Annotated in this window: 22 protein-coding genes; 18 read left to right on the forward strand and 4 right to left on the reverse strand. The window is 67.3% G+C overall.

Translation table 11 applies throughout. The features are described 5' to 3' along the window. Nucleotides 1-132: 132 nt before the first annotated feature. From ACLFA2_RS17185 to ACLFA2_RS17205, 5 genes are all read left to right on the forward strand, one after another. Entirely contained in the window at nt 133-2,409 is a 2,277-nt protein-coding gene (locus ACLFA2_RS17185) for a polyribonucleotide nucleotidyltransferase (RefSeq protein ID WP_021198619.1), read from the forward strand. Nucleotides 2,410-2,628: 219 nt separating this feature from the next. Next, complete coding sequence (locus ACLFA2_RS17190; RefSeq protein ID WP_021198620.1) at nt 2,629-3,657, forward strand: aldo/keto reductase; 1,029 nt, start codon at nt 2,629-2,631, stop codon at nt 3,655-3,657. Between the two features lie 69 nt (nt 3,658-3,726). Further along, entirely contained in the window at nt 3,727-4,329 is a 603-nt protein-coding gene (locus tag ACLFA2_RS17195; RefSeq protein ID WP_021198621.1) for a histidine phosphatase family protein, read from the forward strand. A gap of 83 nt (nt 4,330-4,412) precedes the next feature. After that, on the forward strand, nt 4,413-5,153 hold the full coding sequence (gene dapB, locus ACLFA2_RS17200; RefSeq protein WP_021198622.1) for a 4-hydroxy-tetrahydrodipicolinate reductase: 741 nt from the start codon (nt 4,413-4,415) through the stop codon (nt 5,151-5,153). After that, the gene (locus tag ACLFA2_RS17205) at nt 5,153-5,593 is read left to right on the forward strand and encodes a hypothetical protein (RefSeq protein ID WP_021198623.1); all 441 of its coding nucleotides are present in this window, start codon (nt 5,153-5,155) and stop codon (nt 5,591-5,593) included. The genes dapB and ACLFA2_RS17205 overlap by 1 nt, the downstream gene beginning before the upstream one ends. A gap of 8 nt (nt 5,594-5,601) precedes the next feature. On the opposite strand, the gene ACLFA2_RS17210 is transcribed toward ACLFA2_RS17205, so the two are convergent. The 3 genes from ACLFA2_RS17210 to ACLFA2_RS17220 form a co-directional block, all read right to left on the reverse strand. Continuing rightward, nucleotides 5,602-6,027 (reverse strand): OsmC family peroxiredoxin, encoded by a 426-nt coding sequence (locus ACLFA2_RS17210; RefSeq protein ID WP_021198624.1) that lies wholly within the window; start codon nt 6,025-6,027, stop codon nt 5,602-5,604. 81 nt (nt 6,028-6,108) lie between these two features. Then, complete coding sequence (locus ACLFA2_RS17215; protein WP_167254304.1) at nt 6,109-6,687, reverse strand: DUF4395 family protein; 579 nt, start codon at nt 6,685-6,687, stop codon at nt 6,109-6,111. A gap of 21 nt (nt 6,688-6,708) precedes the next feature. Then, nucleotides 6,709-7,122: a thioredoxin family protein gene (locus ACLFA2_RS17220; protein WP_021198626.1), complete on the reverse strand. Its 414-nt coding sequence runs from the start codon at nt 7,120-7,122 to the stop codon at nt 6,709-6,711. Nucleotides 7,123-7,240: 118 nt separating this feature from the next. On the opposite strand from ACLFA2_RS17220, the gene ACLFA2_RS17225 reads away from it, so the two are divergent. The 3 genes from ACLFA2_RS17225 to ACLFA2_RS17235 are packed head-to-tail and all read left to right on the forward strand — an operon-like array spanning nt 7,241 to nt 9,284. After that, nucleotides 7,241-8,050 carry a thymidylate synthase gene (locus ACLFA2_RS17225; RefSeq protein ID WP_029259014.1) on the forward strand — a complete coding sequence of 270 codons (810 nt, stop codon included), beginning with the start codon at nt 7,241-7,243 and terminating at the stop codon, nt 8,048-8,050. Beyond that, the gene (locus tag ACLFA2_RS17230; protein ID WP_021198628.1) at nt 8,047-8,523 is read left to right on the forward strand and encodes a dihydrofolate reductase; all 477 of its coding nucleotides are present in this window, start codon (nt 8,047-8,049) and stop codon (nt 8,521-8,523) included. The genes ACLFA2_RS17225 and ACLFA2_RS17230 overlap by 4 nt, the downstream gene beginning before the upstream one ends. Continuing rightward, entirely contained in the window at nt 8,523-9,284 is a 762-nt protein-coding gene (locus ACLFA2_RS17235) for an SDR family NAD(P)-dependent oxidoreductase (RefSeq protein WP_167254302.1), read from the forward strand. The genes ACLFA2_RS17230 and ACLFA2_RS17235 overlap by 1 nt, the downstream gene beginning before the upstream one ends. A 28-nt stretch (nt 9,285-9,312) precedes the next feature. On the opposite strand, the gene ACLFA2_RS17240 is transcribed toward ACLFA2_RS17235, so the two are convergent. After that, nucleotides 9,313-9,879 carry an NUDIX domain-containing protein gene (locus tag ACLFA2_RS17240; protein WP_021198630.1) on the reverse strand — a complete coding sequence of 189 codons (567 nt, stop codon included), beginning with the start codon at nt 9,877-9,879 and terminating at the stop codon, nt 9,313-9,315. A gap of 77 nt (nt 9,880-9,956) precedes the next feature. On the opposite strand from ACLFA2_RS17240, the gene dapA reads away from it, so the two are divergent. The 10 genes from dapA (at nt 9,957) to ACLFA2_RS17290 (ending at nt 19,977) form a co-directional block, all read left to right on the forward strand. Further along, nucleotides 9,957-10,934, forward strand: coding sequence for a 4-hydroxy-tetrahydrodipicolinate synthase (dapA, locus tag ACLFA2_RS17245; RefSeq protein WP_021198631.1), 978 nt, complete (start codon nt 9,957-9,959; stop codon nt 10,932-10,934). Between the two features lie 53 nt (nt 10,935-10,987). Continuing rightward, nucleotides 10,988-12,664: a ribonuclease J gene (locus tag ACLFA2_RS17250; protein ID WP_021198632.1), complete on the forward strand. Its 1,677-nt coding sequence runs from the start codon at nt 10,988-10,990 to the stop codon at nt 12,662-12,664. A 72-nt stretch (nt 12,665-12,736) separates the two neighbouring features. Further along, on the forward strand, nt 12,737-13,231 hold the full coding sequence (locus ACLFA2_RS17255) for a GNAT family N-acetyltransferase (protein ID WP_426621702.1): 495 nt from the start codon (nt 12,737-12,739) through the stop codon (nt 13,229-13,231). Nucleotides 13,232-13,303: 72 nt separating this feature from the next. Next, on the forward strand, nt 13,304-16,039 hold the full coding sequence (locus tag ACLFA2_RS17260; protein WP_426621703.1) for a DNA translocase FtsK: 2,736 nt from the start codon (nt 13,304-13,306) through the stop codon (nt 16,037-16,039). After that, the gene (pgsA, locus tag ACLFA2_RS17265) at nt 16,039-16,614 is read left to right on the forward strand and encodes a CDP-diacylglycerol--glycerol-3-phosphate 3-phosphatidyltransferase (RefSeq protein WP_021198635.1); all 576 of its coding nucleotides are present in this window, start codon (nt 16,039-16,041) and stop codon (nt 16,612-16,614) included. The genes ACLFA2_RS17260 and pgsA overlap by 1 nt, the downstream gene beginning before the upstream one ends. Next, complete coding sequence (locus ACLFA2_RS17270; RefSeq protein ID WP_021198636.1) at nt 16,611-17,096, forward strand: CinA family protein; 486 nt, start codon at nt 16,611-16,613, stop codon at nt 17,094-17,096. The genes pgsA and ACLFA2_RS17270 overlap by 4 nt, the downstream gene beginning before the upstream one ends. 141 nt (nt 17,097-17,237) lie before the next feature. Next, a complete protein-coding gene (locus ACLFA2_RS17275) occupies nt 17,238-17,546 on the forward strand; it encodes a helix-turn-helix domain-containing protein (RefSeq protein ID WP_017830901.1) in 309 nt (102 codons plus the stop codon). A gap of 18 nt (nt 17,547-17,564) precedes the next feature. Next, entirely contained in the window at nt 17,565-17,789 is a 225-nt protein-coding gene (locus tag ACLFA2_RS17280) for a DUF3046 domain-containing protein (RefSeq protein WP_021198637.1), read from the forward strand. 269 nt (nt 17,790-18,058) lie between these two features. Next, nucleotides 18,059-19,108: a recombinase RecA gene (gene recA, locus ACLFA2_RS17285; RefSeq protein ID WP_021198638.1), complete on the forward strand. Its 1,050-nt coding sequence runs from the start codon at nt 18,059-18,061 to the stop codon at nt 19,106-19,108. Beyond that, nucleotides 19,108-19,977: a regulatory protein RecX gene (locus tag ACLFA2_RS17290; protein ID WP_426621704.1), complete on the forward strand. Its 870-nt coding sequence runs from the start codon at nt 19,108-19,110 to the stop codon at nt 19,975-19,977. The genes recA and ACLFA2_RS17290 overlap by 1 nt, the downstream gene beginning before the upstream one ends. The last annotated feature ends 35 nt before the right edge of the window (nt 19,978-20,012 follow it).

Raw genomic sequence — 20,012 nt, forward strand, 5'->3', positions numbered from 1 at the left:
GCTTTCTACTGGTGGCCAGCGCAGGCGAGATTCGCGGGAGTGCCCGCGCGCCCGAACCCCTCTGTTCCGCTCCTTTGAACACGCTCGCGCGTCACATGGATTCGCGAGTCTAAACAAAGAAGGAGAGACCTCTTGGAAGGTCCTGAAATCACCGCCACCGAGGCCGTTCTCGACAACGGCCGCTTCGGCACCCGCACCATCCGCTTCGAGACCGGCCGCCTCGCGCAGCAGGCTCAGGGCGCCGTCGCCGCGTACCTCGACGGCGAGACCATGCTCCTCTCGGCCACCAGCGCAGGCAAGCACCCGCGCGAGGGCTTCGACTTCTTCCCGCTGACGGTCGATGTCGAGGAGCGTTCCTACGCTGCCGGCAAGATCCCCGGTTCGTTCTTCCGTCGCGAGGGCCGCCCCTCCACCGAGGCGATCCTGGTCTGCCGTCTGATCGACCGCCCGCTGCGTCCGTCGTTCGTCGACGGCCTGCGCAACGAGGTCCAGATCGTCATCACCGTCCTGTCGATCGCACCGGGCGAGTTCTACGACGCTCTCGCGATCAACGCCGCTTCCGCGTCGACGCAGATCTCGGGTCTGCCGTTCTCGGGTCCCGTCGCCGGTGTGCGTCTCGCGTTCATCCCCGGCCAGGGCGAGCACGCCGACCAGTGGGTCGCGTTCCCGACCGCCGAGCAGGTCTCGGAGGCCGTGTTCGACCTGATCGTCGCCGGTCGCGTCGTGACCAAGGCCGATGGCACGGAAGACGTCGCCATCATGATGGTCGAGGCCGAGGCCACCGAGCACAGCTGGAACCTGATCAAGGCCGGCGCCACCAAGCCGAACGAGGATGTCGTGGCCCAGGGCCTCGAGGCCTCGAAGCCCTTCATCGCGCAGCTCGTCAAGGCTCAGGCTGAACTCGCAGCGACCGCCTCGAAGGAGCCGGGCGTGTACCCGGTCTTCCCCGCGTACAGCGACGAGGTCTACAGCTTCGTCTCGGAGCGCGCATTCGCCGAACTCAGCGACGTGTACCAGATCGCGGACAAGGTCGAGCGTCAGACCGCTGACGATGCGATCAAGGACCGCGTCAAGGCAGAGCTGATCGAGGCCACCGAGGCGGGTTCGCTCCCGGCCGCGGCGCCGCTCGAGTTCTCCGCCGCGTACAAGTCCGTCACGAAGAAGATCGTGCGCGGACGCATCCTCACCGAGGGCGCCCGCATCGACGGTCGTGGTCTGGCGGACATTCGTCCGCTCGACGCCGAGGTGCAGGTCATCCCGCGCGTGCACGGCTCCGCGATCTTCCAGCGCGGCGAGACCCAGATCCTCGGTGTCACCACGCTGAACATGCTCAAGATGGAGCAGCAGATCGACTCGCTGTCGCCTGTGACGAGCAAGCGCTACATGCACCACTACAACTTCCCGCCCTACTCGACCGGTGAGACCGGCCGTGTCGGTTCGCCGAAGCGTCGCGAGATCGGGCACGGCTTCCTGGCCGAGCGCGCCCTCGTGCCGGTGCTGCCGAGCCGCGAGGAGTTCCCGTACGCGATCCGTCAGGTCTCCGAGGCGCTGAGCTCCAACGGCTCCACCTCGATGGGCTCGGTCTGCGCGTCGACCCTGTCGCTGCTGAACGCGGGTGTGCCGCTGCGCGCCCCCGTCGCCGGCATCGCGATGGGCCTCGTCTCCGACGAGGTCGACGGCGAGACCCGCTACGCGGCTCTGACCGACATCCTGGGTGCGGAAGACGCTCTCGGTGACATGGACTTCAAGGTCGCCGGTACCAGCGAGTTCGTCACGGCGATCCAGCTCGACACGAAGCTCGACGGCATCCCGTCGTCTGTGCTCGCCGGCGCGCTGACCCAGGCCCGTGAGGCTCGTCTGACGATCCTCAACGTCCTGAACGCCGCGATCGACGCTCCGGACGAGATGGCGCCCACCGCGCCTCGCGTCATCAGCGTGCAGATCCCGGTCGACAAGATCGGCGAGCTGATCGGCCCGAAGGGCAAGACGATCAACGCGATCCAGGACGAGACCGGTGCGCAGATCTCCATCGAGGAGGACGGCACCGTCTACATCGGCGCGACCGACGGCCCCTCGGCCGAGGCCGCCCGCGCCCAGGTCAACGCGATCGCTAACCCCACGAACCCGGAGGTCGGGGAGCAGTTCCTCGGCACCGTCGTGAAGATCGCCACCTTCGGTGCGTTCGTCTCGCTGCTCCCGGGCAAGGATGGCCTCCTGCACGTCACCGAGGTGCGCAAGCTCGCCGGTGGCAAGCGGGTCGAGAACGTCGACGACGTGCTCTCGGTCGGCCAGAAGATCCTCGTGAAGATCACGAAGATCGACGACCGCGGCAAGCTCTCGCTCGAGCCCGTCCTGGACGACGCTCCTGCCGCTGACGCAGCACCCGCCGAGGACGCTGCAGCCGAGTAAGCGCAGCGTTCCAACGGAACCCGGGTCTCTCCGTCAGGGAGGGGCCCGGGTTCTGCGCTGTCACGGTGTGACCAAATCGTTATCGGGCGTTTCCGCGCCGTTCCCCGGATTGGTCAGGACGTTCGCTGAATTCGCTTACCCTCGAAGTACGCACCGGGGGGTGCAGATCGAGCAGGTACGCAGGTCGGCACGCACCGATCGACGCGGGGGTGAGAGAGTATGCGGTTGTTCAGCGTAGGCGCAGGAGCGTCTGAGGAACGTGCCCAGCAGGGCATCGCCGAGCATCCCTCTGCGCCCATCCCGATCGTCGGGCCAGGGATAGGGGAGACGATCCGAACCGCTCTCGGCGAGACCGGCTACGAGACGTTCCCGTTGATGCTGGGAGCTGCGGAGTTCGGCTGGAACGTCGACCTCGAGACCAGCCACGGCATCCTCGACCGCTACGTGGAGTTCGGCGGAAACGCGATCCACACGGCTGACGGCTTCTCCGGGGGTCGCAGCGAGCACATCATCGGGCAGTGGCTGCGTTCACGCGGCCAGCGCGACCGCAGCATCGTGAGTGTGCGCATCGGGGCCCACGCCGACAACCCCGGTCTGGGCTCGGTCAATCTCGTCCGCGCGGTGGAGGGGTCCCTGACGCGTCTCGACGTGGATCGCATCGATGTCGTCTACCTCGACGCCACCCTCGATGCGACCACGAACCTCGAAGACACGTTGGCGACCGTCGAATGGTTGATGGAGGCCGGAAAGATCGGTGCGCTCGGTGCGTTCGGGTTCGCGCCGGAGCGACTCGTCGAGGCGCGCATCCTTGCGTCGGCCGGCTACCCGCGCATCAAGGTGATCGATGCGCCGTACAACCTCGTCCGTCGTCAGCCGTTCGAGGGTGATCTCCGGCTCGTCGCGGGTGCGCAGAACCTCGCGGTCACGCCATCGCACGCGCTCGAGCACGGCTTTCTCTCCGGGCGCCACCGCAGCAAGGCGCTCACCTCGCGCGGCGTGCGGGGCGAGCAGCTGCGAGGGCATCTCAACCGCCGGGGCATCAAGATCCTGCGCGCTCTCGATCAGGTCGCCGACGAGGTGAGCGCTCCGGTCGCGGCGGTGTCCGTGGCTTGGTTGCTCGCCCAGCGCACGGTCGCCGCGCCGATCGTCAACGCCTTCGCCAGCGATCACGTCGATGAGCTCATGCAGGGAGCGGGCGTCTCGCTTTCGCGCAGCCAGGTCGCCGAGCTCACCCGGGCGGGAAACTGAGTATCCCTTCACCCGTGACATAGGGTGGAAGGGAGGCCCGGCGGATGCTGGCGATGAAGCGAGCGAGTTGTGACGCACTACATATATCTGGTCAGACACGGTGAACATCAGGATGCCGAGCATGGTCTCGCCGACGGACCCCTCTCTCCGAGAGGCCAGCGTCAGGCGGAACTGATCGCCGACCGTCTGTCGGGGCTTCCTCTCGATGCCGTCTGGCATTCACCGTTGCTGCGCGCGAACGAGACGGCGCGGGCGATCGCGGCGCGCCTTCCGTCGGTCGACCCCGAGCCGACCGCTCTGCTCTTCGATTGCGTTCCCACGGGGATGACCGAGGAGACTCCCTCGGTGTTCGAGCCGTTCTTCGGATCCGTCACCGAGGCGGAGATCGAGGCGGGGCGGGCGCAGATGTCGGATGCCGTGAACGAGTTCCTGGTGCGCAAGACCGGCGATGTGCACGAGGTGCTCATCACCCACAACTTCGTGATCTCTTGGTTCGTCCGGGAGGTGCTCTCCGCCCCCGAGTGGCGGTGGATGACCCTCAACCAGTCGCACTGCGGTCTGACGGTGATCGCGCAGAAGCAGGGGCGACCATGGACGCTGCTCACGCACAACGACACCGGCCACCTTCCGGTGGAGCTGCGGACCGGGATCCCCGACGCGCTCCTGGTCTGAGCCACCTGCGCAGGCGCAAGATGGTGCGTCCGGCCCCGCGCGCCCCGGGCCGGACGGCGTCACCCGCGAAATAGACTGGACGCATGACCACGCAGGTAGCACTCGTCGGCGGAACCGGGAAGCTCGGCACGATCATCGGTGCGGTGATCGACGAGCTCGAGGGCTTCGAGGTGAGCCGGGTGCTGACCTCATCCAGTGATCTGTCCGAACTCGACGGCGCCGACCTCGTGGTCGACGCGTCGACGCCGCAGGTCAGCATCGACGTCGTGCGCGCCGCCGTGGAGCGCGGCATCAACGTGCTGGTCGCGACCTCCGGCTGGTCGGCTGAGCGCATCGCTCTAGTGCGCCCTCTCGTCGAGGCGGCGGGCACCGGCGCGGTGTTCATCCCCAACTTCTCGCTGGGATCCGTTCTGGGTTCGGCACTGGCCGCCGCGGCTGCGCCCTTCTTCGGCTCGGCCGAGATCATCGAAGCCCATCGTGAGACCAAGATCGACTCGCCGAGTGGAACCGCTGTGCGCACCGCGGAACTGATCGCTGCCGCCCGTGCCGAGCAGGGGCCGGTCAGCGCACCGCACGCCGACCAGCGCGCCCGCGGGCAGCAGGTCGGCAGCGTGCCGATCCACTCGCTGCGTCGTCCCGGTGTCGTCGCCAAACAGGAGGTCATCCTCTCCGGTCCCGGCGAATCGCTCACGTTCACGCACGACACGATCGATTCGGCGCTCGCCTATGCCCCCGGCATCCGGCTCTCGGTGCCGTTCGCGGTGCAGGCCACCGGTGTGTTCGTGGGTCTCGAGCACATGATCGACATCGGCATCCGGTCGTGATGTCGCGCATCGGCGTCGCGCTGATGGCCGCGGCGCTTCTGGTCTACCTGGCGGTGGCGATCTGGCTCGCCGTGATGTTCATCTCGGTCGGCACACCCGTGTCGATCGGTATGGGGATCACGCTCCTCGTTCTGGCGCCGATCGGAGCCTGGGCGCTCATCCGCGAGATGATGTTCGGATTCGGTGCCGACCGCCTTGGGCGACTTCTCGATGCGGAAGGCGGGATGCCGCCGGTTGAGACCGAACTGACCCCCAGCGGCAGGATCGCCCGCGCTGACGCGGATCCGCTCATCGCGCGGTACGCGGCCGAAGCGGATGCGGCAGGCGAGGACTGGCGGGCGCGCTACCGGTTGGGCGTGGTGCAGGATGCGGCGGGCCGCCGCAAGGACGCCAGGGCCAGCATTCGCGAGGCCATCCGTCTCGCGCCGCGCCGACCCTGACGACGCACTCAGGCGAGCGTGGCCTCGAGGGTGATCTCGATTCCGGCGAGCGCCTGCGACACCGGGCAACCGGTCTTGGCGCCGTTCGCGATCTCCTGGAATGCCTCGGGCGTCAGGTTCGGGACCGTCGCGTTGACGTTGAGGTGGCTGCCGGTGATGCCGACGCCGGGCTTGAAGGTGACCGAGGCCGTCGTGTTCACGCGCTCCGGCGGGGTGCCGTTCTCGGCGAGCGCGTGCGAGAGCGCCATGCTGAAGCAGGAGGCGTGCGCGGCGGCGATGAGCTCTTCCGGGGTGGTCGTCGTGTCGCTGCCTTCGCTGCGGGCCTTCCAGTTGATCGGGAAGGTGCCGAGGTTCGACGACGAGAACGCGACGGTGCCGGATCCCTCCATGAGCGATCCGGTCCAGGTGCTGGCGGCTTCGCTGGTGACGGGCATGATTCCTCCGGTTCTCGAGCTGCGGGCGCAGCGTCGACTCGTGGTCAGCCTAGCGAGCGTCCTGCCGACGCGGAACCGCGGTCAGGCGGGGGTGGCTTCGCGACCGACGACGCCCGCGCGCTGCAGCAGGAGGTAGAGCTGGCAGCCCAGGCAGAAGGCGAAGGCGGCGTTGAGGAATGCGGCGATGAATGCCGCGGACGTCGCGATCGGCAGCGCCCACGGAACACCCAGGAGGTGCAGGACGAGGCCGACACCCACGACGAAGAGCCCGACGCCCTGCGAGAACCGCGGCGGCCGCGGGTCTTCGAGCTCCGTCGGAGCGGCGAGGCGTGGGCGGATCGCTGAGCGGAACAGCGTGGCCCAGGGGGCCGTCTGCGGAGAGACCAATCCCCAGAGGAACAGGAGAGCGATGACGACCGTGAGGAGGAACCCCGGGTCGAGAGCGCGCTGCAGGAGCGGGGCCGAGGAGATCGCCCACCCGGACGGAACGAATGTGGCATCGGCGAGGGGCTGGTAGGCGAACCAACCGAACGAGGCGATTCCTGCCCGGAGAGTCGAGATCCCGATCAGGGCCAGGAACGTCGCCACCAGCAGCAGGACCGCGGTGATGGCGGCGGCGAAGCGGGGGCCTCGGGGGTCGATGCCTGCGGGGGTGCTCATGGGGCGCTCCGGTCTTCCGGCTCAGACGGCGGTGAGGGCTTCGGTGAGGGCGTGCCTGGTCGGCACTCCGTGGAATCTGGCGCGGACGGCACCGGCACCGTCGACCACGAAGGTCGTGGGCGTCTGGAGCACCTTGTAGCGCGCGGAGAGATCGGGCCGGTGCGTCAGATCGACCTCCACATGGGCGAGACCGTCGTGGTCGTCGGCATACGAACCGAGCAGACGTCTCACCTGTGGGCACCGCGCGCACATCTCGGTGCTGAACTGCACGAGAGTCGCGCGGGACCCGAGCTCCGAGGTGACCGCGTCCGCCGGATCGAAGCGGAGAGCACCGCCGTCCCGCCGTCGTCCGTCTCGCCGGCGCAGCACGACGCCGATGCCCGTCGCGAGCACGAGGAGTGCTGCGGCGATACCGAGGGCGAGCGCGGGCGACATGGGTCGAGGATATGTCGTGTCGAAGCGGGATCGGGTCGATGTTTCCGACGATGACGGAGGGCCCACGCGCGGAAGCGGTTCCGCCCGAGGAGGCGAGCGTGACGGTATCGTGGCTGTCATGAGCGCAGCCGTCCCGACTCCTTATGAAGACCTGCTCCGCGACGTCCTGGAGACCGGCACGCATAAGTCCGATCGCACCGGGACGGGGACGACGAGCGTCTTCGGGCGTCAGATCCGCTTCGATCTGTCGAAGGGCTTCCCCCTCATCACCACCAAGCGCGTGCACTTCAAATCCATCGCGTACGAGCTCCTCTGGTTCCTGCAGGGTGATTCCAACGTCGGGTGGCTCCGCGAGAACGGGGTCACGATCTGGGACGAGTGGGCCGATGAATCCGGCGACCTCGGCCCGGTCTACGGGGTGCAGTGGCGTTCGTGGCCGACGCCGGACGGGGGGAGCATCGACCAGCTCTCCGACGTGATCGAGCAGATCCGACGCTCGCCCGACTCCCGTCGGCTCATCGTGTCTGCCTGGAACCCGGCCGACATCCCGGACATGGCGCTCGCGCCCTGTCACGCGCTGTTCCAGTTCTACGTCGCCGACGGCAAGCTCTCGTGTCAGCTGTATCAGCGCAGCGCCGACATGTTCCTCGGTGTGCCGTTCAACATCGCCTCCTACGCCTTGCTGACCATGATGATCGCCCAGCAGGTGGGCCTCGAGCCCGGAGACTTCGTCTGGACGGGCGGAGACTGCCACGTCTACGACAATCACGTCGATCAGGTGCGGGAGCAGCTCAGCCGTGAGCCCTACCCCTACCCGACGCTGCGTTTCGCGCGGAAGCCCGAATCGATTCTCGACTACCGCTATGAGGACTTCCTCGTGGAGGACTATCAGCACCACGCGCCGATCAGGGCGGCGGTGGCGGTATGACCTGGGTCGGGTTGATCTGGGCCGAGGCGCACGGAGGGGTCATCGGTGCCGAGGGTGGCATGCCCTGGCACGTGCCCGAAGACCTGGCGCACTTCAAGGAGGTCACCCTCGGCGCTCCCGTGGTGATGGGGCGCAAGACCTGGGACTCGCTGCCCGAGCGATTCCGCCCGCTCTCCGGACGGGACAACATCGTGGTGACCCGGCAGCAGGACTGGTCCGAAGAGGGCGCGCGGCGTGCATCCACCGTCGCCGAGGCCGTTCGCGGACTCGACAGGGTCTGGATCATCGGTGGGGCGGAGATCTTCCGACAGGTGATCGGCGACGCCGATCGGCTGGAGGTCACCGAGCTCGATCTCGACGTCGCCGGCGACGCCTACGCACCGGCGAAGACCGGGTGGCGCCTCATCGACGAGGGGGAGTGGCTCACGTCGCGCACGGGAGTGCGGTACCGCTTCCTGGGATACGAGCGCTGATGCCCACCGCACTGATCACCGGAGCCAGCGCCGGACTGGGCGCCGAGTTCGCGCGTCAGCTCGCGCGGCGACGTGCCGACCTCGTCCTGGTGGCGAGATCAGAGGACGCGCTGGAGACGCTGGGCGCCGAACTGCGGAGCGAATACGGGGTCGCGGTCGAGATCATCCCCGCCGACCTGGCGGATGAGGCCGGCGTGGAGAAGGTCGCCGTGCGCCTGCGCGACACGGCGGACCCCATCGACCTCTTGGTGAACAACGCCGGGTTCGGTCTTCCGCTGCAGTTCGCCGACAACGACATCGACGATGAGGTGCGTCATCTCCGTGTACATGTGGAGGCGTCGATGCGGCTCATGCACGCGGCACTGCAGTCCATGCGTGGTCGTGGCGGTCGCATCATCAATGTGGCTTCCGTGGCCGGCGTCATCTCCCGGTCGACGTACTCCGCCTGCAAGGCCTGGCTCATCGGATTCAGCCGCTGGGCGAATGCCGAGTACACGCGCGACGGCGTCTCTGTCACGGCGCTGTGCCCCGGGTTCACGCACACGTCCTTCCACGAACGCATGGGGCTCGCGGTGGGCCAGGAGGGCGTTCCCGGCATCATGTGGTTGAACGCGCGGGACGTCGTGCGCGTCGGCCTGCGCGATGCCGCCCGTGGCAGGTCGGTCTCGGTGCCGTCGCTCCGGTACAAGGTGATCGTGGCGCTGACACGCCTCCTCCCGAGCACGCTCACCTCCCGCGTGGCGCGCCGAGGCCGCGTCTGACCGGCAGCGGTCATCTGATCGGCAGCGGTCAGTGGAACCTGCCGAGCAGGATCCCCGCCTTGGCGATCGCCGCGATGGTCTCCCCATCGGTGATGTCGCCGTCGGCGATCATGCGCAGCACGTGCGCGAAAGGTACCCACGAGACGGCCTGGATGCCTTCTTCGGTCTGGCTCTCGGCGGCGTCGCTCCCGTTCGCGTCGTCGTCCTCAGCGACCGGGCGCAGATCGCGTGCGAGGAAGACGTGTTCGGGTGCCTCGGCGATCCCGTTCAGAGCGTGCATGGCCCCCAGGGCCGTCCACTCACCGGCTTCGAATCCGGTCTCCTCCCGGAGCTCGCGTCTCGCCGCGAGCAGGGGGTCTTCCCCGTCGCTGCCGCCAGCGGGGACCTCGATGGTCGTCCCCACGGTGTAGCGGTCGATCGTGACGAGACACACACGGTCTTCCTCGTCCACGGCGACGATGAAGACCGCCGGGTGCTGCATGGTGACGACACCATAGATGCCGTCCGCGCCCGCTGGTCCCGTGACCTGGTCCTCCCGCACACGGATCCACGCGTTCTCGTACTTCGTCTCGGTGTCTCGTGTGACCCATGTCATGCTTCGAGCGTAGAACGGAGACGTCATGCGCGTCACCGCGTCCGCATGAGCGGCAGCCGAACCGATACGCTGGGTCTATGACGCACTCGGGCAACCCATTCGGACAGGTTCTCGTCGCGCTCGTCACTCCGATGACGGCCGACGGCGAAGTCGACTGGCCCGCCGTCGAGAAGCACATCGATGACGTGATTACCGCGGGAGCGGACGGCATCGTCGTGACGGGAACGACAGGTGAGACCTCGACCCTGACGGACCCCGAGAAGCTCAAGCTCGTCGAGGTCGGCAAGTCCGTCTCCGCAGGCCGCGCCAAGATCATCACCGGCGGCGGCTCGAACGAGACCGCCCACGCGATCGAGCTCTACAAAGCCAGCGAGAAGGCCGGCGCCGACGGCATCATGATCGTCACGCCGTACTACAACAAGCCGACGCAGGCCGGCATCCTCACGCACTTCCGTCTAGTCGCAGACGCGACCGATCTCCCCGTGATCCTCTATGACATCCCCGGGCGCACGGGTGTGCCGATCAAGTACGAGACGATCCTGCGTCTCGCGAAGCACCCGAATATCCTCGCCGTGAAAGACGCCAAGGGCGACTTCTCCGAGGTGAGCCGCGTGCTGAACCAGACCGATCTGATGTACTTCTCCGGCGATGACGCGAACGTGCTGCCGCACCTCGCGATCGGCGCGACCGGTCTCATCGGCGTGACGGCGAACGTCGCAGCGGCGCCGTACCGCACGATAATCGACGCGGTGAACGCCGGCGACCTCGCCACGGCGACCGCCGAGCACCAGCGCCTCGAACCGCTCGTCCGCGCGGTGATGACGCATGTTCCCGGAACCGTTGCGGCCAAGTACATCCTGCACGGACTCGGTCGCATCTCGAGCCCGCGCGTTCGCCTTCCCCTGGTCGGTCCCGAGGAATGGGAGGCTGCGCTCATCGAGGATGAGCTCGACCTCGTGCAGAACGTTCCCGGAGCCGATTTCTCGAACTTCCGACCCGACCGCAACGCGGCTGCGGGTGGTGCCCTGCCGAAGGTGCACGGCACGACGCGCTGAGTCGCGTCGCCATGAACGAACGGACGCGCGGAGTGTCCGACTGAGGAGACAGCATGTCCATTCCCCTGGTAGAACCGACCGCTCTCGACGAAGGGACGCTGCGGGTCATTCCGATCGGCGGACTCGGCGAGATCGGTCGTAACATGACCATGTTCGAGTACGACGGGAAGATCCTGATCGTCGACTGTGGTGTGCTCTTCCCCGAGGAGCACCAGCCCGGTGTCGATCTGATCCTTCCCGACTTCGAGCCCATCCGCGACCGGCTCGACGACATCGTCGGCGTGGTGCTCACGCACGGTCATGAAGACCACATCGGCGCGGTTCCGTATCTGCTCCGGCTCAAGAGCGACATCCCCCTGATCGGCTCGGGCCTCACCCTCGCATTGGTCGAGGCGAAGCTCAAAGAGCATCGGATCAAGGCCTTCACGCTCACGGTGAAAGAGGGGCAGCAGGAGCGGGTCGGTCCGTTCGACCTCGAGTTCGTCGCCGTCAACCACTCGATCCCCGATGCACTGGCCGTCGCCATCCGCACACCCGCAGGCATGGTGCTCGCCACCGGTGACTTCAAGATGGACCAGCTGCCGCTGGACGGTCGGATCACCGACCTGCGTGCGTTCGCCCGCCTCGGTGAAGAGGGCGTGGACCTGTTCCTCGTCGACTCGACGAACGCCGACGTCCCCGGCTTCACCCCGACGGAGCGCTCCATCGGTCCCGTGCTCGACCAGGTGATCGCGAAGGCGCCCCGTCGCGTCATCGTCGCGAGCTTCTCCAGCCACGTCCACCGCGTGCAGCAGGTGATCGACGCCGCGCACGCCAACGGCCGCCGTGTCGCGTTCCTCGGCCGCAGCATGGTCCGCAACATGACCATCGCCGAGCAGCTCGGCTACCTCAAGGTGCCGGACGGGGTGCTGATCGACTTCAAGAAGGCGCGCGACCTGCCGGACGAGCAGATCGTCTACATGTCGACGGGCTCCCAGGGCGAGCCGATGGCCGTGCTCAGCCGCATGGCGAACATGGACCACGCGATCGAGATCAGCGAGGGTGACACCGTCATCCTCGCCTCCAGCCTCATCCCCGGCAACGAGAACGCCGTGTACCGCGTCATCGACGGACTGACCAAGCTCGGCGCGAACGTCGTGCACAAGGCGAATGCGAAGGTGCACGTCTCCGGGCACGCCGCCGCCGGTGAGCTGATCTACTGCTACAACATCCTGAGGCCGAAGAACGTCCTCCCCGTGCACGGCGAGTATCGGCACCTGATCGCTAATGCCAAGCTCGCGCAGGACACCGGTATCTCCGAGGAGAACACGATCATCGCCTCGAACGGCACCGTGATCGACCTCAAGGACGGCGTCGCGAAGGTCACCGGGCAGCTCGACCTCGGATTCGTTTACGTCGACGGCTCCACCGTCGGAGAGATCACCGATGCCGACCTCAAGGATCGCCGCATCCTCGGCGAGGAAGGCTTCATCTCCGTGATCGTGGTCGTGGACGCCGGCACCGGACGCATCATCTCCGGTCCCGAGATCCACGCGCGCGGTGTCGCCGAGGACGACTCGGTGTTCGACGACGTCACGCCGAAGATCGTCGCTGCGCTCAAGGAGGCGTCGGGCAACGGCGTCCGCGACACCCACGCACTGTCGCAGGTCGTGCGACGCACGATCGGTCGCTGGGTGAACCAGCGGCTCCGTCGCCGTCCGATGATCGTGCCGCTCGTCATCGAGGCATGACGACAGGCGAGTCGTCTCGCACTCACGGGTGAGCGTCATCCCGATGTAACACCGACGTCCTATGCTCGCGTCATGTACAGGGGCTTCTCCCTTCGCAGGGCGGCGCAGACGGATGCGATGTTCCTTGGCGACATGCTCGTCGAGGCCGCCAATTGGCGCGCCGGGGGAGTGCGTCCCCGTCATGAGGTGCTGACGTCGCCCGACCATCGGCGTTACCTCGCGGGCTGGAAGCGCATGGCGGACGACGGACTGGTCGCGGCCGGCGACGACGGCACCCCGGTGGGTGCGGCCTGGTACCGGGTGCTCCCGCAGAACAATCCCGGGTTCGGTTTCATCGGCGTCGCGGTCCCGGAGCTGATCATCGGTGTGCACCCGCTCTGGCGTGCCCGAGGCGTCGGGCGGACGCTGCTGCGCGGCGTCGTGCACCTGGCGGGCTCGCAGGGGCATGCCCGGATCAGCCTGAGCGTGGAACGGGACAACTTCGCGCGCAACCTGTATCGAGCCGAGGGTTTTGCCGTGGTGAGTCAGGGCGCGACCCGCGACACGATGGCTCGCGGCACGGCGTGATCGCGCCCCTCGGATCCATGGAAAGCCGCGTCATTACGCGGAGATGTCGGCTGTTGGACGTAACGTGAGAGCATGGCCAGGAGTACCACGAAGACAGAGAGCGCGTCGACCAGCGCACCGTCGCGCCCCAAGCGGCAGACGGCTCCCAAGGCCCAGCCCGCCCGCAAGGCGCAGCCCGCTCCCAAGAAGTACATCGACGAGGCAGACACGCCGCCGGTCGCCGTCCGGGCCTGGGTCGGGCTGGCGCACGGCGTCGGCGGACTCTTCCGCGCGTTCGGCCCCGAGACTCTCGAGAAAGACGATCGTCGCGACGGTTTTCCCTTCCTCCTCGTGCTCCTCGCCGTGCTCGGTGCGGTCAACGAGTGGTTCTTCATCGGCAACGAGGTCGCTGCGAACATCAGCGCGTATTCGGTCGGAGGGCTGATCGGGCGCGTCGCATTCGTGATGCCCGTTCTGCTGCTCCTGCTCGCCGGATGGCTGTTCCGCCACCCCTCGTCGGTTCACGACAACGGCCGCATCGGAATCGGTTTCGGATTGTTCGTCCTGACGCTCGCCGGCTTCTGCCACGTCGCGGGCGACGGCCCTCAGCCCAAGGAGGGCATGCTCGCACTGAGCGAGTCCGGCGGACTCTTCGGATGGATGCTCGGCCAGCCGCTCAGCTACCTCACCGACATCCCCGCGTACATCGTGCTGTCGCTGCTGGCGGCGCTCAGCATCCTCATCCTCACCAAGACTCCGCCGAACCGCATCGGCGCCCGTCTCGGCGATCTCTACGCCTGGATGTTCGACGCCGAGCGTCCGGAGAAGTCGACCAAAGACTCCGCGGCGATCGACGACACCGACAAGGTCGACGATCCCGACGTGCTGCCGTGGTGGCGGCGCAACAAGACCGGCCGTGAAGAGGACCCCGACGAAGGCACGCTCGGCTCCGACGACATCACCGCACTGCTCACGACCTCCGACCCGACTCCCGCCTACGATCAGGCCGTCGTCGTCGAGAACCCGTACGACGCCGCCACCGAGGTGCTGTCCGACGTGAGGTCCGTCGCCGATTCGCTCGCGGAGCAGCAGACCACGGCACTGCTCGACGACTCCTCCGACACCGGAGAGGTGCCGGAGCTTCCCGGCCTCGACGGCTTCGGCACCGAGGGGCCAGGCGACCGCGGGCCGCAGGCGCCCGTGACGCCGTACATCCTGCCCTCTCCCGGTCTTCTGGTCGAAGGGCCGCCTCCGGTGATGCGCTCCGAGGCCACCGACAAGGTGATCGAGCAGATCACCAGTGTGCTGTCTCAGTTCAAGGTGGATGCGAAGGTCACCGGCTTCTCGCGCGGCCCGACGGTCACCCAGTACGAGGTCGAGGTCGGCCACGGCGTCAAGGTCGAGAAGATCCTGCAGCTGAGCAACAACTTCGCCTACGCGGTCGCCTCGAACGACGTCCGCATCCTCTCGCCGATCCCGGGCAAGAGCGCGATCGGCATCGAGATTCCCAACGCCGACAAGGAGATGGTCGCACTCGGCGACGTGCTGCGTTCGCCCGCCGCGCAGAAGAGCACGCATCCGATGACGATCGGCGTGGGCAAGGACGTCGGCGGCAACATCGTCATCGCGAACCTCGCGAAGATGCCGCATCTCCTGGTGGCAGGTTCCACCGGCTCCGGTAAGTCGAGCTTCGTGAACTCCATGATCACCAGCCTGCTGATGCGGGCGCGGCCCGCCGATGTGCGCATGGTCCTCATCGACCCGAAGCGCGTGGAGCTCACCAGCTACGCCGGTGTCCCGCACCTGATCACGCCCATCATCACGAACCCCAAGAAGGCGGCCGAAGCGCTGCAGTGGGTCGTGAAGGAGATGGACATGAGGTACGACGACCTCGCGTCTTTCGGCTTCCGTCATATCGACGACTTCAACCGTGCCGTGCGCGCCGGGGAGGTCGAGCTGCCGGTGGGCAGCGAGCGCGTTCTGAAGCCGTACCCGTACCTCCTGGTCGTGGTCGACGAGCTCGCCGACCTCATGATGGTCGCCCCTCGCGACGTGGAGGACTCGATCGTGCGCATCACGCAGCTCGCGCGAGCCTCCGGCATCCACCTCGTCCTCGCGACCCAGCGGCCGAGCGTCGACGTCGTCACCGGACTCATCAAGGCGAACGTCCCGTCTCGACTGGCCTTCGCCGTCACCAGTGTCACCGACAGCCGCGTCATCCTCGACAGCCCCGGGGCGGACAAGCTCATCGGTCAGGGTGACGCGCTGTTCTCGCCGATGGGCTCGTCGAAGCCGTTCCGTCTGCAGGGCGCGTGGGTCGACGAGAAGGAGATCGACGCGGTCGTCAAGCACGTCACCCGCCAGGCTCGTCCGGACTATCGTCCCGACGTGCAGGAGGCGATGGAGCCGACCAAGAAGAAGGAAGTCGACGAGGACATCGGCGACGACCTGGAACTGCTGCTCGCGGCTGCCGAGCTCATCGTCTCGTCGCAGTTCGGATCGACCTCGATGCTCCAGCGCAAGCTGCGGGTCGGCTTCGCGAAGGCCGGTCGCCTCATGGACCTGCTGGAGTCACGTGAGATCGTCGGCCCGTCCGAGGGCTCCAAGGCGCGCGACGTGCTGGCCACGGCCGAGCAGCTCCCACAGGTGATGGCGAAGCTGCGCGGTGACGACGTTCCGACGTCGCCGCCCGCTTCCGCCGCCCCTGTCGCTCCGCCGGTGCCACCCCTGCCCCAGACGCACGATCCGGTCGCTGCCCAGTATGAGGGGCTTCCCGAGGTGGAGGCCGAGGGCGACGAAGACGCCTGGGGCCTGACGGGACGCGACTGATGGCCATCCCGCGGCAGCTGCCCAACGCCATCACCGTCGCGCGCATCCCGCTGGCGGTCGTCTTCTTCGTCCTGTTGCTGCTGGGCGGAACCTACGGCCTCGCCGAGCCCGGCCTCCGGTGGGCGGCCGCGGTCATCTTCATCGTGGGGATCTCCACGGACTGGGTCGACGGCTACCTCGCGCGCAAGTACGACATCGTCAGCGATTTCGGCAAGCTCTGGGATCCCATCGCCGACAAGATGCTCACGGGGGCCGGGTTCATCGGACTCGCCATCCTCGGCGAGGTCGGCTGGTGGATCGTCGCCCTCATCCTCGTGCGCGAGTGGGGGATCACAATCCACCGGCTCATGGTCGCCAGCGAGCATGTCGTCGCTGCGGCCTGGATGGGCAAGATCAAGACGGCGTTCCAAGGTGTGGCGCTCGGCTGGGCGTTGCTTCCGCTGCACTATTTCGTCGGTCTCGACGCATGGACGTTGATCACCTTCATCCTCATGCTCATCGTCCTGGTGCTCACGGTCGCGAGCGGTATCGACTACATCGTGGCGCAGGTCCGCGGCTCGCGCCGGAAGTCGTGAGCGACGCGGCTGCTGCCGTCCTTGCGGCGCTGGGTCGACGGGGATGGACGCTCGGAGTCGCGGAGTCGCTGAGCGGCGGCGCCCTGTGCGCCGACCTGGTCTCGGTTCCCGGCGCGTCCACGGTGCTGCTCGGCGGGGTGGTGGCGTACGCGACGCCGGTGAAGGCGTCGGTGTTGGGCGTCGACGCGGATCTTCTCGCCGCGCACGGGCCGGTGCATCCGCAGGTCGCGCTGCAGATGGCAGACGGAGTGAGGAGTGTCGTGAGCGTCGGTGGCTCGCCGGCCGATGTCGGGGTGTCGACGACGGGAATCGCCGGTCCGGATTCCCCCGACGGGCAACCGGTCGGCACGGTGCACATCGGCGTGGCGACGCCGGCGGCGATGAGGACGACGGCCTTCCGTTTCCTCGGAGATCGCGACTCGATCCGCGCGCAGACGGTCGCGGCAGCGCTCGAAGAACTGCGCGCGATGCTGGCGGAATAGCAGGACCGCCGGGGTGGTTATCTCTGATGTGCTCACACTTAAACCACAGAGTGCAGGGGTAGATTCTGTGCATGCCAGGGGTACTAGACTGGCTGTCTCATCGGGGGAGACCTCGAACGATCACATGGGGAGGAGGTTCCGATGATTCTTGTACGACAGGAAATCGGCGATGTGCTGAGGGACTTCCGCCTGCAGAAGGGGCGCACGCTCCGGCAGGTCGCAAGCAAGGCGTCGGTTGCGCTCGGCTACCTCAGCGAGGTCGAGCGTGGGCAGAAGGAGGCGTCGAGCGAGATCCTCGCTTCCGTTGCCGACGCGCTCGACGTTCCCATTTCGACGATCATGCGCGAGGTCGGAGACCGCATCTCGGTGCTCGAGGGCATCCAGGTCTTCCCGGACGTCGTTCCCGACGACCTCGTCGCGTCGATCGAACCTCAGCTTTCGCTGCACTGATCCCCGGTCGGGGAAGCCATGCGTCGTAGTGAGTTCCTTCGCGCCGTCGAGACCGAGTTTCAGGCGCGCGCGTCCTCTCTGGTGAACGACCTGACGCTCAGCGCTGTCGGCGGTCGAACAGCGCTCGAGGCGCTGGCCGAGGGAACCCCACCACGCGACATCTGGTTGGCGTTGTGCGTCGAGATGGACGTTCCGGAGAACAGGCGACACGGCGTCGGTCGGCAGGAGCCGCGCGGACGCTGAGTCGTTCGTCGATCTCCGATGCCTACGGGAAACGACCTGAGATTCACGGCGTGTCGTCGAAGATCTGTTCGAAGCGGGCGTAGTCTTCTGCACAAGTGGTTCAGGGAATCTGTTCTGCACGGTATGTGAGCTCTCCGCGTCGATGTCGGTGGCCTCTCCTACGGTGGAAAACAAGCCGAAGAGCCATTACGCCTTGTCGGAGAGTTTCTCCCAGCCGGGAGAGCCGCGACAGCCTACAGGCGGCATCACGCGCGCAGAAGGAGCACATCATGCCATCACCCGCCGACCGCGAGAAGTCCCTCGAGACCGCCCTCGCCCAGATCGATCGCCAGTTCGGAAAGGGCTCGGTCATGCGGCTGGGCAGCGATGAGCGCGCCCCCGTGGCGGTCATCCCCACCGGCTCCATCGCCCTCGACGTCGCTCTCGGCGTCGGAGGCCTCCCGCGTGGTCGAATCGTCGAGATCTACGGACCGGAGTCCTCGGGTAAGACGACCCTCACCCTGCATGCGATCGCGAACGCTCAGCGCGCAGGCGGAATCGCCGCGTTCATCGACGCCGAACACGCGCTCGACCCCGACTACGCCGCGAAGCTCGGCGTCGACATCGACGCGCTCCTGGTGTCGCAGCCCGACACCGGTGAGCAGGCCCTCGAGATCGCCGACATGCTCGTGCGCTCGGGAGCCATCGACCTCATCGTCATCGACTCCGTGGCGGCGCTCGTGCCCCGCGCCGAGATCGAGGGCGAGATGGGCGACTCGCACGTCGGTCTGCAGGCGCGACTCATGTCGCAGGCGCTGCGTAAGCTCACCGGTGGCCTGAACCAGACCAACACGACGATGATCTTCATCAACCAGCTTCGCGAGAAGATCGGCGTCTTCTTCGGCTCGCCCGAGACGACCGCCGGTGGTAAGGCGCTGAAGTTCTACGCCTCGGTCCGCATGGACATCCGTCGTATCGAGACCCTCAAGGACGGAACCGACGCCGTCGGAAACCGCACCAGGGTCAAGGTGGTCAAGAACAAGATGGCGCCGCCGTTCAAGCAGGCCGAGTTCGACATCCTCTACGGCGTCGGCATCTCCCGTGAGGGCAGCCTGATCGACTTCGGCGTCGAGCACGCCATCGTGAAGAAGTCGGGCTCGTGGTACACCTACGACGGCGACCAGCTGGGCCAGGGCAAAGAGAACGCGCGCACCTTCCTGTTGAACAACCCCGATATCGCGCTGGCGATCGAGACGCAGATCAAGCAGAAGCTCGGTATCGGCGGCCCCGCTTCGGTACCGGCAGCTGCAGACGAGCTCGCTGAGCGTCGTCCGGCCTGATGAACGACACGCGTGGGGGCGATCCCGACCGGATCGCCCCCATCATCCCCCTCTTCGGCGGTGGGTCGAAGAAGCAAACGCACACGCCGCCGCCTCGCCTGGCGGAAGGCGACGACCAGTCGACGGACGATCCCCGCGCCAGCGACGCGGCGGTCTGGCGCACGACCTGGGATGCCCCTCCGGACAGTGTCTCGCACATCGACGCGTCCGACGCGGGTACTCCCAGCGATCGTCATCCCGCGCGGGGGATCAGGGGCAGTTCCGCCACAGCGTCGACGCGCCCGACGAAGTCCGCTCCTCACCTTCGCGCACTCGGCGGCGGAGAGAGCGACGATGCCGGCGCCGACGAGAAGGCATCGTCGGACGAGGTGCGTGTGGCCGCGGAGGAGTCTCTCGTCCGTAAGCTGCGGGCGCGATCGTTGTCCATCTCGGAGGCCCGGCAGGTCCTGCGAGGCGTCGGCCTCGACGGTGGGGTCGTCGACGACGTGATCGATGAGTTCTCCCGACGCGGCTATCTCGACGACGCCGCCCTCGCTGCCGTGCTGGTGACATCGGGCGTCGAGCGGAAGGGACAGGGACGGGTCGCGTTGTCTCGCGCACTCGCGCAGCGGGGCATTCCGCGCGATGTTATCGACGGCGCTCTCGACGAGTTGCCGGACGACGATGAAGATCGCGCGCTCGAGTTCGCTCGCGGCAAGGCGCGGTCGATGAGTCGGCTCGATCACGACACGGCTCTGCGGCGGCTGGTGGGCCAGCTCTCACGACGCGGCTACAACGGAGCCGTGGCGATGAAAGCCGCGAAGGCTGCGCTGCGGGAGAACTCCTTCGGAGGTTCCACGTCCGGGGTCCGGTTCGTCGACTCGGACTGATGCCGGGACGCCGCGACAGCTCAGCAACGGCTCGT

Origin of the sequence: Microbacterium sp. As-52 (assembly GCF_049949185.1) — a bacterium.
Classification (GTDB): domain Bacteria; phylum Actinomycetota; class Actinomycetes; order Actinomycetales; family Microbacteriaceae; genus Microbacterium; species Microbacterium maritypicum_A.